Annotated in this window: 14 protein-coding genes; 9 read left to right on the top strand and 5 right to left on the bottom strand. The window is 62.0% G+C overall.

What is annotated here, in order from left to right:
* The first annotated feature begins 83 nt into the window (after window positions 1–83).
* From gcvH to ACTAQJ_RS07900, 5 genes are all read left to right on the top strand, one after another.
* Window positions 84–470, top strand: a complete 387-nt coding sequence (gene gcvH / locus ACTAQJ_RS07920) for a glycine cleavage system protein GcvH (protein WP_216922914.1) — start codon at window positions 84–86, stop codon at window positions 468–470.
* A gap of 138 nt (window positions 471–608) precedes the next feature.
* Complete coding sequence (locus ACTAQJ_RS07915) at window positions 609–1,085, top strand: FHA domain-containing protein (protein WP_431119621.1); 477 nt, start codon at window positions 609–611, stop codon at window positions 1,083–1,085.
* A 23-nt stretch (window positions 1,086–1,108) separates the two neighbouring features.
* Window positions 1,109–1,825, top strand: a complete 717-nt coding sequence (gene ftsR / locus ACTAQJ_RS07910; protein ID WP_431119622.1) for a transcriptional regulator FtsR — start codon at window positions 1,109–1,111, stop codon at window positions 1,823–1,825.
* Window positions 1,825–2,328 (top strand): bifunctional nuclease family protein, encoded by a 504-nt coding sequence (locus ACTAQJ_RS07905; RefSeq protein ID WP_216922920.1) that lies wholly within the window; start codon window positions 1,825–1,827, stop codon window positions 2,326–2,328. The genes ftsR and ACTAQJ_RS07905 overlap by 1 nt, the downstream gene beginning before the upstream one ends.
* Window positions 2,329–2,565: 237 nt before the next feature.
* Window positions 2,566–3,159 carry a MerR family transcriptional regulator gene (locus ACTAQJ_RS07900; RefSeq protein ID WP_275965381.1) on the top strand — a complete coding sequence of 198 codons (594 nt, stop codon included), beginning with the start codon at window positions 2,566–2,568 and terminating at the stop codon, window positions 3,157–3,159.
* A 90-nt stretch (window positions 3,160–3,249) separates the two neighbouring features.
* On the opposite strand, the gene ACTAQJ_RS07895 is transcribed toward ACTAQJ_RS07900, so the two are convergent.
* Window positions 3,250–4,059, bottom strand: a complete 810-nt coding sequence (locus ACTAQJ_RS07895) for a ParA family protein (RefSeq protein ID WP_431119624.1) — start codon at window positions 4,057–4,059, stop codon at window positions 3,250–3,252.
* A 304-nt stretch (window positions 4,060–4,363) separates the two neighbouring features.
* Here ACTAQJ_RS07895 and ACTAQJ_RS07890 point away from each other — a divergent pair, with 304 nt between their 5' ends.
* Window positions 4,364–7,759, top strand: coding sequence for a pyruvate carboxylase (locus tag ACTAQJ_RS07890; protein ID WP_498701623.1), 3,396 nt, complete (start codon window positions 4,364–4,366; stop codon window positions 7,757–7,759).
* 88 nt (window positions 7,760–7,847) lie between these two features.
* Here the strand turns inward: ACTAQJ_RS07890 and ACTAQJ_RS07885 are convergent, their stop codons facing one another.
* Window positions 7,848–9,659 carry an AMP-dependent synthetase/ligase gene (locus tag ACTAQJ_RS07885; protein ID WP_498701622.1) on the bottom strand — a complete coding sequence of 604 codons (1,812 nt, stop codon included), beginning with the start codon at window positions 9,657–9,659 and terminating at the stop codon, window positions 7,848–7,850.
* A 187-nt stretch (window positions 9,660–9,846) separates the two neighbouring features.
* On the opposite strand from ACTAQJ_RS07885, the gene ACTAQJ_RS07880 reads away from it, so the two are divergent.
* Window positions 9,847–10,905, top strand: a complete 1,059-nt coding sequence (locus tag ACTAQJ_RS07880; protein ID WP_498701621.1) for an ROK family protein — start codon at window positions 9,847–9,849, stop codon at window positions 10,903–10,905.
* Window positions 10,906–10,969: 64 nt separating this feature from the next.
* Here ACTAQJ_RS07880 and ACTAQJ_RS07875 read toward each other — a convergent pair whose 3' ends face one another.
* From ACTAQJ_RS07875 to ACTAQJ_RS07865, 3 genes are read right to left on the bottom strand one after another with little or no spacing between them, the layout of a single operon-like run.
* Window positions 10,970–11,548, bottom strand: a complete 579-nt coding sequence (locus tag ACTAQJ_RS07875) for a hypothetical protein (protein ID WP_498701620.1) — start codon at window positions 11,546–11,548, stop codon at window positions 10,970–10,972.
* Window positions 11,535–12,338, bottom strand: coding sequence for an alpha/beta hydrolase (locus ACTAQJ_RS07870; protein ID WP_498701619.1), 804 nt, complete (start codon window positions 12,336–12,338; stop codon window positions 11,535–11,537). Before ACTAQJ_RS07870 ends, ACTAQJ_RS07875 begins: the two co-directional genes overlap by 14 nt.
* Window positions 12,335–13,123 (bottom strand): alpha/beta hydrolase, encoded by a 789-nt coding sequence (locus tag ACTAQJ_RS07865; RefSeq protein ID WP_498701618.1) that lies wholly within the window; start codon window positions 13,121–13,123, stop codon window positions 12,335–12,337. Before ACTAQJ_RS07865 ends, ACTAQJ_RS07870 begins: the two co-directional genes overlap by 4 nt.
* A 109-nt stretch (window positions 13,124–13,232) precedes the next feature.
* On the opposite strand from ACTAQJ_RS07865, the gene ACTAQJ_RS07860 reads away from it, so the two are divergent.
* Both ACTAQJ_RS07860 and ACTAQJ_RS07855 read left to right on the top strand, forming a co-directional pair.
* A complete protein-coding gene (locus ACTAQJ_RS07860) occupies window positions 13,233–14,024 on the top strand; it encodes a lysophospholipid acyltransferase family protein (RefSeq protein ID WP_431119634.1) in 792 nt (263 codons plus the stop codon).
* Between the two features lie 66 nt (window positions 14,025–14,090).
* Window positions 14,091–15,494 carry a class II 3-deoxy-7-phosphoheptulonate synthase gene (locus ACTAQJ_RS07855; RefSeq protein ID WP_431119635.1) on the top strand — a complete coding sequence of 468 codons (1,404 nt, stop codon included), beginning with the start codon at window positions 14,091–14,093 and terminating at the stop codon, window positions 15,492–15,494.
* The last annotated feature ends 80 nt before the right edge of the window (window positions 15,495–15,574 follow it).

Genomic DNA, 15,574 nt, shown 5'->3' with positions numbered 1-15,574 from the left:
GGGAATTGTGCCTATACTTTCAGCGGTGGCCGGATGCCCGGGCCGCCGTCGAGATCCGTAAATGTCCCGATGAAAGGCGACCCATGAGCAATATTCCAGCCGATCTTTCCTACACCGCAGAGCACGAGTGGGTTTCTGCCCCTGACGCCGATGGCGTGGTGCGGATTGGTATTACCGACTTCGCGCAGGACGCCCTGGGTGACGTCGTTTACGCCCAGATGCCCGAACCCGGCACCAAGATCACCGGGAATGAAGTTGTTGGCGAGGTGGAATCCACCAAGAGCGTCAGCGATATCTATGCTCCTGTTAGCGGAGAAGTCATTAATCGGAATGACTCTTTGGACCAGGATCCGGCACTGATCAACTCTGATCCTTATGGCGATGGTTGGCTTTTTGAAGTGAAGCTGGCAGAAGCCGATGCAGTGGATTCCCTGCTCAGTGCATCGGAGTACGAACAACAGGTAGGCTAAAGTTATCTGGCCCGCCCGGCTGCATTCTTTTAGCCAAGGACGCGGGAAGGCGGGCCAGCAACCGATTTGCCCGGCGGTACCGGGAGGCGGAAGTGCCTGGCAGGGTTTGGAACTGCCGGCGGATGAGGAGGAAATTCCATGGTTGGCGGCGAACAGAATCAAGCCAATGTCGGGAAGGGCGCGGAAGAGCAACCCACGTCGGAGACCACCTCGATCAGCATCACGCCAACGTGGGACGAGCCCAGCGTTGCACCCAGGCTTGCACCCGAAGAGCGTGCGTCCGTTGATGCCCTGCCGCCGGACTCTGCCTTGCTCATTGCGCACAGCGGACCAAACGCAGGAGCCCGGTTCCTCCTGGACGCCGATACCACGACGGCCGGCAGGCACCCCGACGCCGACATCTTTCTGGATGACGTCACGGTGTCCCGCAAGCACGTGGAGTTCCACCGCACCCCAACGGGCTTCGAACTCGTGGATATGGGCAGCCTCAACGGAACCTACGTGAACCACGACCGCGTGGATCGAGTGCAGTTGAAGAGTGGTAATGAGGTTCAGATCGGCAAATTCCGGCTGACCTACTACTTGAGCCTTGGCCGCCCGGCGGGCCAAGTCTGACCCCGGGGTACCTGCCTGTGGCAATGGCCCAGCCGGAACGTCGCGGACCGCAGGTCCTGAACATTGGGGAAGTACTGGCTCAATTGAGCGACGACTTCCCCGGTATGAGTGCGTCCAAAATCCGCTTCCTTGAGGAAAAGGGCCTCATAAATCCCAAGCGGACCCCTGCCGGATACAGGCAGTACGCGGACAGTGATGTTGAGCGACTCCGTTTTGTCCTTGCCCTTCAGCGCGACCAGTACTTGCCGCTGAAAGTCATCAAGGATTACCTGGACGCGATTGATCGCGGCGAGCGGCCTGAGAACCTTCCTCCGGGTGTCACGGTGTCACCCCGGGTGGTTTCGGCGGAGATGGCTGCGGAAATCCAAGGCCGTGCGCGCGCCCTGACCGAAGAGCAACTCCGGACCGAATCAGGTGCAAGCGTGCCCTTGCTGGAGTCACTCCTGAGCTTCGGGCTGATCAGCCACGTTGGCGGCAAGTTCGACGAACACGCCCTCCAGGTTGCGCGTGCTTGCGTCCAGTTGGAGGGTCACGGTTTGGAGCCTCGCCATCTCCGGCCGTTCCAGGCTGCAGCCGAGCGCGAGTTCGGCTTGGTGGAAAGAGCGGTTGCGCCGCTGACATCCAGGCGCGACGCAGCCTCCCAAGCACGGGCTGCCGAGGCAGCGCGTGAAATCAGCGAACTGTGCCTGACACTGCACAGGGCGCTCGTCCACGACCGTATCTCCCGGATGGACACCTGATGATCGAAGTTGAAATTGTCGGCGTCCGGATAGAACTGCCGTCCAACCAGCCCTTGGTCCTCCTTCGCGAAATCAAGGGGGAGCGGCACGTCCCCATCTGGATTGGAACACCTGAAGCCAGTGCCATCGCCCTGGCCCAGCAAGGTGTTGTCCCACCGCGACCCATGACCCACGATCTCCTGATTGACGTCGTGGAGTCCCTGGGGCATTCAATCATCAGCGTTAACATCGTGGCGGTTGAAGACAACATCTTCTATGGGCAGTTGCAATTCGATGACGGCACGGTAGTCAGTTCGCGCGCTTCTGATGCGTTGGCCCTTGCATTGCGGGCCAAATGCCGCATTTGGTGCGCGGATGCAGTCATGGAGGAAGCCGGTGTCCGGATCACCGAGCATGATGAAGGCGAAGATTCAGAGCCGGATCCCAGTGTGGACGAAGAACGTGAGATGCGGCGTTTCCGCGAGTTCCTGGACGACGTGGAACCTGAGGATTTCGAAGGCTGAATCACCCTAAGCCTAAAGTTGAGGGTGAAACTTTCGACACGACCGGATTTTGCGCCCGGGGTCTTTGACCTAGGGCCCTCCCGGGCCTAACGTCGAAGGTATCAAGTTCCCGTTGCATACACTGCCCGCGCAAGTCACACTGGAAGGTGCCGACTTGTGGGAATTACACGGCTGATTTTCGGCGTTGTGATCAGTGGTACGCACCGTCCCCAAGGGAACTGAGAACAAGGAGGTCACGTGAGTCCGAAAGGCGAAGCAGGCGAGCTGAAGCAGGCCTCGACCGGCATTGCTGCGCCCGCATCCGGCGCCCAAGGTTTGCTCTTCACAGAGGACCTTCCCGTGCTGGACGAGGACGCGGGCTACCGCGGGCCGACTGCCTGCAAAGCTGCAGGTATCACGTACCGTCAGCTGGACTATTGGGCACGCACCGGCTTGGTCGAGCCGGCCGTCCGTGGAGCTGCGGGTTCCGGCTCGCAACGTCTCTATGGATTCCGCGACATTTTGGTGCTGAAGGTGGTCAAGCGACTGCTTGATACCGGTGTTTCCCTCCAGCAGATCCGCACTGCCGTTGAGCATCTTCGCGAGCGTGGCGTTGAAGACCTTGCGCAGATTACGCTGATGAGCGATGGCGCCAGTGTCTACGAATGTACCTCTGCCGACGAAGTCATTGACCTCGTGCAAGGCGGACAGGGTGTCTTTGGCATAGCGGTGGGACGTGTATGGCGGGAAGTCGAGGGAAGCCTTGCCGCGCTTCCGAGCGAGCACGCCGCCGAGCAGTCCTTTCCGGACGACGAATTGAGCAAGCGGCGGGTTGCACGCCGTATTGGCTGAAAAAGCCCAACTGGATCTCTTAGTAACGGAAGAAGCCGCCCCTCGATGCAGGGTGCGGCTTCTTCCGTTGTGCGGCTGGTGCGTTGCGGGTTAGCGCTGCTGCCGATTCCGCGAGCTGGTTTGGCCCTGAAGCAGGCTCTGCAAGAGTGCGTCGAAAAGTTTTGCGGAGTTTTTGGCGGAATCGCCTGGCCAGTGGTGAACGGAATGCGCCGCCCCTTGGATCTGCTGCCAATTCGCTTGTTCTGGAATGTGCGGGGTCAGGAGCAACTCGCCGAACATGGACTCCATCTCGGACAGCCGGAAGGTGTGCTCGGCTGACCCGGTGCGAACGCGGTTGGCGACAATTCCCGCTGGCGCCAGGTGCGGAGCAAATTCCTGCCGGAACAACTGGATGGCGCGCATGGTTCGTTCGGTACCGGCCACGGAGAACAGACCGGGCTCGGCCACGAGTACTACGCGGTCGCTCGCGCTCCATGCCATGCGCGTGAGCCCGTTCAGCGAAGGAGGGCAGTCCACAAGGATCAGTTCGTAGTTGGTGGTGCCTGCAAGAACGGCGGAGAGCCTGCGAAGGTCGCGTCGGCCGAGGTCCGGGCGATCGTAGATGCCCGTGAACGCGGATCCGACAGCAACGTCAAGCTTGCCGCCGCTGGAACCGTTGGAGACCCAGCTGCTGCTGGCGACGTTCTCGGGGAGTTTGGCTTTCCGGGGACTCTTGAGCATACGGCCAATGTCCAACTGCTCGCCTCGCTGGACGCCGAGTGCCGTCGTAGCGTCGGCATGGGGATCGAGGTCCACCACGAGGGTTGGAATGCCGGCCGCGAGGGCCGCGGACGCCAGGCCGGTGGTCACGGACGTCTTTCCCACTCCGCCTTTGAGGCTGCTGATGCTGACTACTTGCACTTGAAAACCCAAAACCTAACGCCGGTTGCCGTATCGCGCTGTTTTCCGCTCCGGGAACGCCGGAGCCGGGGCTTGCCGAAGCCCCTCCAACATCATATGGGGCGGGGCCGTGGATTCCCGCTTTCTACGCGCCCGGACGCCGGGGGATGCTGAGAGCATTAGCACGATGGGGAGTCGCGCGCACGCATATACAGCCCAGATGACGATTCCATTGTGATGGTTGCCACAAAGATTTGTGTTTGATGCTGGCGGCACTACACACTGTGACCACCGACCGATCCACCCGCAATGATGCAGGAGAAGTATGTTTTCGAAAATTCTGGTGGCCAATCGCGGCGAAATCGCGATCAGGGCGTTTCGCGCTGGTTATGAACTGGGCGCCAAGACCGTAGCCGTCTTTCCGCACGAGGATCGCAACTCGATCCACCGGCAGAAGGCCGACGAAGCTTACCTGATCGGCGAGGTGGGCCACCCTGTCCGCGCCTACCTGGACGTCGAGGAGGTCGTCCGCGTCGCCAAGGAAGCCGGCGCCGACGCCATCTACCCCGGCTATGGCTTCCTCTCGGAAAACCCGGACCTGGCCCGTGCAGCCAAGGCTGCGGGAATCACCTTCGTGGGTCCGCCCGCGGAGGTCCTGGAGCTCGCAGGCAACAAGGTTGCTGCCTTGGAAGCTGCCCGCAAGGCAGGTGTCCCCGTGCTGAAGTCGAGCAAGCCTTCAAAGGACCTCGACGAACTGATCGCGGCAGCCGACGAAATCGGCTTCCCGATCTTCGCCAAGGCCGTTGCCGGCGGTGGTGGACGTGGCATGCGTCGCGTGGAGACCCGTGAAGCCCTCCCCGAGGCCCTGCAGTCCGCCATGCGCGAGGCCGATGCCGCGTTTGGCGATCCCACGATGTTCCTCGAGCAGGCGGTGCTGCGCCCGCGCCACATCGAGGTGCAGATCCTGGCGGACGCCGAAGGTAACGTCATGCACCTGTTCGAGCGTGACTGTTCGTTGCAGCGCCGCCACCAGAAGGTAGTGGAAATCGCGCCAGCGCCCAACTTGGATGAAAACATCCGCCAAGCGCTCTACCGTGACGCCGTAGCCTTCGCCAAGGCCCTGAACTATGTCAACGCCGGAACGGTTGAGTTCCTGGTGGACACCGAGGGTGAGCGCGCCGGCCAGCACGTTTTCATTGAAATGAACCCCCGCATCCAGGTTGAGCACACTGTGACCGAAGAAATCACGGATGTGGACATCGTGCAGGCGCAGATGCGTATTGCCTCGGGGGAGACCCTCGCGGACCTTGGCCTGAGCCAGGAAACAGTATCCATCAAGGGTGCCGCGCTGCAGTGCCGCATCACCACGGAGGATCCGGCCAACGGCTTCCGCCCGGACGTCGGAAAGATCACCGGCTACCGTTCCGCAGGTGGCGCGGGCGTGCGTCTCGACGGCGGTACGGTCTACTCCGGTGCCGAGATCAGCCCGCACTTCGACTCCATGCTCGTCAAGCTGACGTGCCGAGGCCGCGATTACCCGGCTGCGGTTGCCCGTGCGCGGCGTGGCCTGGCGGAATTCCGCATCCGCGGCGTGTCCACCAACATTCCGTTCCTGCAGGCCGTGCTGGCCGATCCGGACTTCAACGCCGGTAACGTAGCCACGGACTTTATCGACAAGCGCCCTGAACTGCTCAAGTCCCACATCTCTGCCGACCGTGGAACCAAGCTGCTCACCTGGCTGGCCGAGGTCACCGTGAACAAGCCCAATGGCGAGCTCAAGGTCCACTCTGACCCCGCCAGCAAGCTGCCCGTGGTCGATGGCCCGGTTCCCACATCAGGTTCGCGCCAGAAACTGCTGGAACTTGGACCGGAGGGCTTCGCCAAGGCACTTCGCGAGCAGCAGGCCGTGGCCGTCACTGATACCACTTTCCGTGACGCACACCAGTCGCTCCTGGCAACACGAGTCCGCACCCGCGACCTCGTAGCGGCCGGCCCGGCCGTCACGGCGTTGCTGCCGGAGCTGCTTTCCGTGGAGGCCTGGGGCGGTGCAACGTACGACGTCGCGCTTCGCTTCCTTGGGGAGGACCCTTGGGACCGCTTGGCTGCTCTGCGCCAGGCGCTGCCGAACACCTGTATCCAGATGCTTCTCCGCGGACGCAACACTGTTGGTTATACGCCTTACCCGGAAGAGGTGACCGAGGCGTTCGTCAACGAGGCAGCGGCTACCGGCATTGACATCTTCCGCATCTTCGACGCCCTCAATGACGTCAACCAGATGGCCCCGGCAATCCGGGCTGTGCGTGCAACAGGGACTGCCGTCGCAGAGGTCGCACTCTGCTACACCGGTAACCTCCTTGACCCCAACGAGGACCTGTACACCCTCGACTACTACCTGGACCTTGCCCAGAAGATCGTCGACGCCGGTGCCCACATCCTCGCCATCAAGGACATGGCAGGTCTCCTGCGTCCCGCTGCGGCTGCCAAGCTCGTCTCCGCCTTGCGAGAGCGTTTCGACCTGCCCGTGCACCTGCACACGCATGACACCGCGGGTGGGCAGCTCGCAACGCTTCTGGCGGCCGTCGACGCCGGAGTGGACGCCGTTGACGTCGCTGCTGCCTCCTTGGCCGGGACTACGAGCCAGCCTGCCGCTTCGGCGCTGGTGGCGGCATTGGCCAATACGCCGCGCGATACCGGGATGAGCCTTGCCAACGTCGGTGCACTGGAGCCTTACTGGGAAGCGGTTCGGCGTGTCTACGCGCCGTTCGAGTCCGGCCTGCCGGGTCCCACAGGGCGTGTGTACCAGCACGAGATCCCAGGTGGCCAGCTATCCAACCTTCGCCAGCAGGCCATTGCCTTGGGCTTGGGGGAGCAGTTCGAAGCCATCGAGGACATGTACACGGCGGCAGACCGCATCCTTGGCCGCCTGGTCAAGGTGACTCCTTCCTCCAAGGTGGTGGGTGACCTTGCCCTGCACCTCGTTGGACTGAACGCGGACCCGGAAGACTTCAACGAGAATCCGCAGAACTACGACATCCCGGACTCCGTCATCGGCTTCCTTTCCGGCGAACTCGGAGATCCTCCCGGAGGCTGGCCCGAGCCGTTCCGTACCAAGGCACTCCAAGGCCGCAGCATCAAGGTCCGCGACGTCGAGATCAGTTCAGAGGACAGCGCCGCGCTGAAGGGTGATTCGAAGACCCGCCAGCACACTCTGAACCGGTTGCTCTTCGCAGGTCCTACCAAGGACTACCTCAAGAGTGTGGAGACCTACGGCAATATCTCCGTGCTGGACACCCGTGATTACCTCTACGGTTTCCAGCAGGGCTCAGAGCACGTGATCGAGCTGGAGAAGGGTGTCCGCCTCATTGCCCAGCTTGAGGCCGTGTCCGAGGCTGACGAGAAGGGCATGCGTACAGTGATGTGTACGCTCAACGGCCAGTCGCGTCCGGTGGTTGTCCGTGACCGTTCCGTAGTGAGCAACGTCAAGGCGGCGGAGAAGGCCGACCCAGCACAGCCCGGCCAGGTCGCAGCCCCGTTCGCTGGAGCCGTCACGGTCACGGTCAAAGCGGGCGACGTCGTCAACGCCGGCGATACCGTTGCCACCATAGAGGCAATGAAGATGGAAGCATCCATCACGACGCCGGTGGCCGGCACGGTCTCGCGCCTGGCCATCTCCTCGGTGGAGCAGGTGCAGGGCGGCGATTTGCTGCTCGTGATCGGCTAACGATCCACAAACGATAAACCCCTTCCGGAGGAATTCCGGAAGGGGTTTTTCGTTTACGGTGGTGTTTTTGCTGTGCTGTGTTCAGTAACTACTGCGCGCGGGGCGCTGAATACATCTCTTCGATCACGGCGTCAAAGTCCTTCATGACCTGAGCGCGCTTGACCTTCAGCGACGGAGTGAGGTGGCCTGAAGCCTCCGTGAAGTCCGCGGGGACTATCCGGAAGGACTTGATCGCCTCCGCTTGGGAGACAGACTGGTTGGCTTTGCTGATGAGGTCCTGGACGGCAGCCCTTACTACCGGGTTCCCGGCAGCTTCCGCCAGGGAGGTACCGGATGGAAGTCCGTGGCGTTCCAGCCATCCCGGCAACGCCTCCTCATCCAAGGTCACCAAAGCACCGATGAACGGACGGTTATCGCCCACTACCAGGACCTGGGAAACGAGCGCGTCTGCGCGGATCTGGTCTTCCAGCAGCGCAGGAACCACGTTCTTTCCACCGGCCGTAACGATGATTTCCTTCTTGCGCCCGGTGATCTTGAGGAAGCCATTGCTATCCAGTTCACCGATGTCCCCGGTGCGGAACCACCCGTCGGCAAAGGTTTCCCCGGTGAGGTCTTCGCGCTTGTAGTAGCCACGCATGACGCAGACGCCCTTGGCGAGAATTTCGCCGTCGTCCGCGATCTTGACGGCGTTGCCCGGAAGCGGGGCGCCGACGGTGCCGATCCTGATCATCGAGGGTGTGTTGACGGAGATGGGCGCCGCGGTTTCTGTCAGACCGTATCCCTCCAGGATCTGCAGGCCTATGCCTTGGAAGAAGTGGCCCAGGCGTTCGCCCAGGGGTCCGCCACCGGAGACGGCGTGTGCCACATGTCCGCCCATGGCGTCGCGGAGCTTTCCGTAGACGAGTTTGTCGAACACTGCATGCTTGAGCTTCAACCCCAAGCCCAGGGAGCCGGCCTGGCGCGCCTTGGAGTACTCGATCGCCGTGTCCACCGCACGGTGGAAGATGGCGCCCTTGCCGCTGTCCTCGGCTTTGGTCAGTGCCGAGTTGTAGACCTTCTCGAAGACACGCGGCACAGCAAGGATGAACGTTGGCTGGAAGCTCTGCAGATCGGCCAGCAGATGCTTGATATCCGGAGTGTGGGCAACTTTGACGCCCCCTGCAACGGCCAGGACGGAGATGAAGCGCGCAAAGACGTGGGCCAGCGGGAGGAACATGATGGTCTTGGCCGACTCGTTGATGATTTCGCCCAGCGCCGCACGGGCATTCTCGGAGAGTTCCACGAAGTTTCCGTGGGTCAGCTCGCAGCCCTTGGGCCGGCCTGTGGTTCCGGAGGTGTAGATGATGGTGGCCAGGTCCGTCAGGCCCGCAGCGGAGCGGCGCGTCTCGAGTTCCTCATCGGTGACGCTGGTGCCAGCGGCGCGAAGGGCATCAAGGCCGGCACCCTCAAGCTGCCAGACGTTGGCCACTGACTGAATGTCTTCGGCCGCGACAGCTTGCCTGATGATGTCCTCGTGATGGGCGGCTTCACCGAAGGCGGCCACAGCACCGGAGTCGCCCAGGTTCCATGCCACCTGCGACGGGGAAGAGGTCTCATAAATCGGGACAGAAACGGCTCCGGCGAACCAGATGGCAAAGTCCACCAGCGACCATTCATAACGGGTCCGGGACATAATGCCGACGCGGTCACCGGCGCCCACTCCACTGGCGATCAGGCCCTTTGCCAAGGCCTTGACGTCGGCAAGGAAGTCCGTGGCACGGATGTCCTGCCATTGTGCATTGCTGTCCAGCTTGGCGAACAGGGCCGGATTTGAAGGCTTGGCGGCTTCCCGGACCACGAGGTCCGTGATGTTGGTTTCAGGGGCAACATTGACAAGAGGCGGAACACTGAATTCACGCACGGTAGCTCCTTTGATATCCATGGGCCGCGAGAGGCTGCTTTCACTCTAGTATGTCCACTCGCGGAGGTGTGTCCTATTTAACCTACTGGCGAGTAACTTTACGGATGACCGTCCGTTTCGAGCAACTTGGCGTTGTCCAGCGCTTGGCGATGTCTGCTTGCCCTGCCCGGCAGAATAGGATGTTGGGATGCCTTCACTACGGTCCAGTTCCCGTGCCCGGCCCCGGCCGCCAGTCGCTGCCTGGAAGGACGTTCCCTGGGCTGGGCGCAGGAGTCATTTAGGCCGGCGTGGGCTGGCCATCGGCATTGATATCGGCGGCACCAAGGTAGCTGCCGGCGTGGTTGACGCCGAGGGCAGGATCCTTGCTGAGGCGCGCAGGTCCACTCCCGGCGCCGACCCCCGGGCCGTGGAGCAGACCATCGTGGAACTGGTTGACGAACTCAGCGCGGACCACCGGATTGCCTCCGTGGGTATTGGCGCGGCAGGTTGGATGGACCTCGACGGCGGTACGGTCCTGTTCAGCCCGCATCTCGCCTGGCGCAACGAACCCCTGAGGGAAAGCCTGCAGAATCTCCTTAGGCGGCCGGTTTTGCTAACGAACGACGCCGACGCGGCCGCCTGGGCGGAGTGGCGCTTTGGCGCCGGCCAGGGTGAGAGCCGCCTGGTGTGCATCACGCTGGGCACGGGCATCGGCGGTGCAATGGTGATGGACGGGCGGGTTGAACGCGGCCGCTACGGTGTGGCTGGCGAATTCGGCCACCAGATCATTTTCCCCGGCGGGCACCGTTGCGAATGCGGCAACCGTGGCTGCTGGGAACAATACGCGTCAGGCAACGCCCTCGGCCGTGAGGCCCGCCAATTGGTGCGAACCAACTCGCCTGAGGGCCGCGCACTCCTTGAGCGGGCGGGAGGTGTGGAGGAGAGCATCACCGGTGCTGCAGTTACCGCGTTGGCGCTTGCCGGGGACTCCACGTCAAGGGAACTGTTGGCGGACCAAGGTGAATGGTTGGGCTTGGGGCTTGCCAACCTGGCGGCGGCACTGGATCCGGGTATGTTCGTGATCGGCGGCGGATTGTGCGACGCAGGAGATCTGCTTGCCGGACCGGCCCGTGAGGCATTCGCCCGAAATTTGACGGGGCGTGGATTCCGTCCGATGGCAAGGATTGAGCTCGCCGCTCTCGGACCCCGTGCAGGCATGATCGGCGCTGCTGACCTTTCCAGGGTCAGCGGCCGTGCCCACAGCTGATAAAGACCACATACAGGAAAGCCAACAGCGAGGAAAGCCCACAATTCAGCAGGCGCGAGAGCAGCTAGATGCGGGCGCCGTCGTCGTCCTCGTTTTTCTCGTGCGGTAGCCGCATGATCAGGTAGACGACGGAAGCTGCAAAGGCCACCACGATGCCAAGGATGGCCAGCAACGGTGCCGAACGCCAAAACATCGCCGTGAAAAGCAGGGCGAGGGGGCCGCCCACAGCGCCGATCCATGCCAGCATGGTCAGCGGGTCGGTTCCTACCAGGCTGGGAGGCTCCTCGGGCACGAAGGCGCCGTCGTCGTCGTCCACCTCGAAATCGCGGGGACCCAGGGGCCCGCCGTCTGATTGTTCCTTTTCTCCTTGTGGTGTCCGGGCATCAGGCGCTGGCGCCGTGGCCTGAGACGACAGTCCCAGCGGATCAAAGTCCCTGAAGGCCTTTGGTGCGTCTTCCCTGGCTGGCGCGTCTTTCCCGGCCGGCGAGGATCCTGCCTGGTCCCTTTCCAGCCGACCCGGTTCGGAGGCCTCTCCGAGTGGTGAGGATTCCGTCGCTTCCAGCCGGGCCACCAAATCCAACCAGACGGCGTCGTCATCTTTGTTGGCGCTCTGATCGGCAGAGTTGGGATCAGGCCTGTTCATCGGCTTTGTCCTTTTCGAGGGAAGACCCGTTGCCGGCCAGTGCCGCCATGGTCTTTTGGATGAAGTTGACAGTTCCCGTGAAGATTTCAGGGGCGTCATTGTCCAGGGTCGCAACATGATGGCTGTTGCTGAGGTAGGTGACGTCAACGGGCGCCTGGACCCGTGCACGGAGGAACTCGAGGCTGGCGTTGGAGATGACATTGTCCACTGTGGAGCGAAAGACCCGGACGGGCGAACTAATGCGGGGCAATAGCGCGGCAGTATCCTTGTACATCTTCTTCAACTCGTGGGCCGCTGCAACCGGGGTGCGGGAATATGCCCCTTCGTCCTGGTCCGGCTTCAAAATGTCATTGGCGATCGCCGGAGTGCTCTTCACGACGTACTTCAGGGCCGCAACGATGACAGCCCGAGGGTCATCAAGTACCAGACCTGGGTTGACCACAATAGTGCCGGCCACGGGCCGTGTCGCCGCAATGCGCAGGGCCAGTGTTCCGCCCATGGACAGTCCGGCCGCGAAGACGAAATCGCATTCGCCTGCCAGTTCCCTGTAGGTATCGTCAACGGCCCGGTGCCATTCATGCCATGAACGCGTGGCCATATCCTGCCAGGTAGTTCCATGCCCGGGGAGCAACGGAACCCTGACGGCATATCCCGCTGCTGCCAGGTGCTCGGCCCAGGGCCGGACGCTGTGGGGGCTTCCCGTAAACCCGTGTGACATGACGACGCCAACCCGGGGGCCTGAGCCAGTCCAGTTGCTGAGGAACGGGGAGAAGTCGGGAAGCATTTTCATGATGACTCTGAGGCTACTCTGTCCGCGGCATGCTGACGGAAAAACTCCGCCGATTCTTCAAAGATGGTGGGTGCATCCACATCCAACGTGGCCACGTGCCCGCTCGCCGGGAGGGTCACCACCTTGAGCCGTGATGGGTCCATATGCCTGCTGATCATCGCTACGGAACTGGGCGGGATGACACCGTCCACTGAAGATTTGAAGACAAGTGCCGGTGCTTGAATTTGTGGGAGGGCACGGGTTGCTTGGCGAAAGAGCTTCTTCAGTTCGTGCACGGACTTCAAGGGCGTCTTTGAGTAGTCACCGTCCTGTGTGGCGGCCGCCGTCGGCTTTTCTTCCTCAATGGGTGAGGTGGTCCGCATGACGTACTTGAGTGCTCCGACGTACCTGACGCGGCGATCGTAGAAACTCAACCCCGGGTTCACCAGGACCAGGCCCGGAACATCGTGCAGTGAAGCGACGCGGAGGGCAACTGCACCGCCCATGGACAGGCCTGCCACAAAACACCTTTCGGTCCTGGCGGCAAGGTCCAGATAGCTTCGCTCAAATGTCCTGTACCAATCCTGCCAGCGTGTGGTGGCGAGATCGTGCCAGCTGGTTCCGTGACCGGGAAGCAAAGGCACTGAAACGGAAAAGCCCTGCCCGGCCAGATACTCGGCCCAAGGCAGGACGCTCAGCGGGCTACCCGTAAATCCGTGGCAGATGGCCACTCCGGTGGAAGCATTGGCTCCGTGGCCGGGATGGTGGAAGGCGAGCGGCGCGGCTGGTTGGTTGCGTTCCGTCATGGCTCCATCGTGTCACTCTTCCCGACATTTCTCACTGGAGTAGGGTTGCTGTTGAGCGCCGCCGGCTTGGCCGGAAGGACGCCCGTAAACCGGCCGTGAGAGGACAAACGTGTTCTATTGGGTCATGAAGAGGATCTTTCTTGGTCCTGTTCTCAAACTCCTGTTCAGGCCATGGGTCAAAGGGCTGGACAACGTCCCCGAAAACGGCCCGGCGATCCTGGCGTCCAACCATTTGTCTTTTTCGGACTCCATATTCCTTCCCCTGATGGTGGATCGGCCCGTGATCTTCCTTGCCAAGTCCGAGTACTTCACCGGCAAGGGCATGAAGGGCCGCTCGACGGCGCTGTTCTTCAGGTTGACCAACCAACTGCCCATGGACCGTTCCGGCGGAGCCGCATCGGAGCTATCGCTGCAAGCCGGGAAGGACGTCCTGAATTCCGGCGGGCTCTTGGGAATCTACCCCGAAGGCACCCGCAGTCCGGACGCCAAGCTCTACCGCGGCAAGGTGGGTGTTGCCCGGCTCGCACTCCAGACCCGTGTCCCTGTAGTGCCGGTGGCCATGATTGGCACGGAAAAGGTCCAGCCCATTGGCAAGAGGCTGCCCAGCATTCGCCGTATCGGTGTGATCTTTGGGCAGCCCATGGACTTTAGCCGCTATTACGGCATGGAAGATGACCGGCTCATTCAAAGGGCCGTAACTGACGAAATCATGTACGAGTTGATGCGGCTTTCCGGCCAGGAGTATGTGGACGAATATGCAGCTGTGGTCAAAGCCCGGATGGATGGGAAAGGTCCCGGGACTGTTGGGAAAGTCAAAGCAGCCGAAGAGGCTCCTTCAGACATCGCTGATGACAAGGACGGACCCACGGAAGACGGGGGAGCAGCCAGCGGGGGACTGTGACGCATCCGGCAGGGACAGTTACGCCTGCAGTGCCCCAACATTGGCGGAGGCTACTACTCTTGAAGGGTGACTGAGCTAACCGCGAACACCGCACCCCCCGTAGTAGACCCACTCGCCAGCACGGCTCAGAGTGGGGCTGCAAATTACCCCGGTCTCGACGCCTGGCGGGACCTGCCGATTTCCCAGCAGCCCACGTGGTCTGACTCTGAGGTCTTCAAGGCCTCCGTTAAGGAACTTTCCGTCGTTCCGCCTTTGGTATTTGCCGGCGAAGTTGACGTTCTTCGGGAGCGCTTGGCTGCGGCCGCCCAGGGCAAGGCTTTCCTCCTGCAGGGGGGAGACTGCGCAGAAACCTTTGAAGCCGCCACGGCGGACAAGATCAGCGCACGGGTCAAGACGATCCTCCAGATGGCCGTCGTGCTCACGTACGGTGCTGCGATGCCGGTCATCAAGATGGGCCGCATGGCGGGCCAATTCGCCAAGCCACGCTCATCCAACGATGAAACCCGCGACGGCGTGACACTTCCCGCGTACCGGGGAGATATCGTCAACGGCTACGACTTCACACCCGAGTCCCGCGCGCACGACGCCGGCAGGATGCTGCAGGCATACCATACCTCGGCATCCACACTGAACCTGATCCGCGCATTCACCCAGGGTGGCTTCGCGGACCTTCGGCTGGTCCATCAGTGGAACAAGGGCTTCACTGAGAACCCGGCACATGCCCGGTACGAGTCCCTTGCCCGTGACATTGACCGAGCCATCATGTTCATGGACTCGTGTGGTGCTGACTTCGAGGCCCTCAAGCGGGTTGAGTTCTTCGCCAGCCACGAGGCACTGCTGCTCGACTACGAACGGGCATTGACCCGCATCGACTCCCGCACTGGCCTGCCGTACGACACTTCCGCCCACTTCCTCTGGATCGGCGAGCGGACCCGCGAACTCGATCATGCCCACGTGGACTTCCTTTCCCGTGTGCGGAACCCCATCGGAGTCAAGCTCGGCCCTACCACCAGCGGCGACGATGCCCTGCGCCTTATCGACAAGCTGGACCCGAACCGCGAACCCGGGCGCCTGACATTCATTACGCGCATGGGAGCCACCAACATCCGCGAAAAGCTGCCGGCCGTCGTCGAGCGCGTTACCGCTTCCGGTGCCCAGGTCCTGTGGGTGACAGACCCGATGCACGGCAACACGGTGACCTCGCCAAACGGGTACAAGACCCGCAACTTCGACGACGTCATCGATGAAGTACGTGGATTCTTCGAGGTACACCACTCCCTGGGAACGGTTCCGGGCGGCCTGCATGTCGAAATGACCGGCGACGACGTCGCCGAGTGCCTCGGTGGCGCAGATCCGATCGACCAGGACGCTTTCCTGGACCGTTATGAGTCTGTCTGCGATCCGCGCCTGAACCACATGCAGTCACTTGAGATGGCGTTCCTGGTAGCAGGAGCCCTGTCCAAGCGATAGTAAACGCTGGTAAATACGAGAAAAGGGGCGGTCCGGATGAATCCTGACCGCCCCCTTTCCGTTAAACTTTCGGACCGTCG

This window comes from Arthrobacter sp. alpha11c (assembly GCF_054149985.1).
The sequence above is the reverse complement of the archived record's forward strand: the minus strand, read 5'-3'. Positions and strand labels throughout refer to the sequence as shown.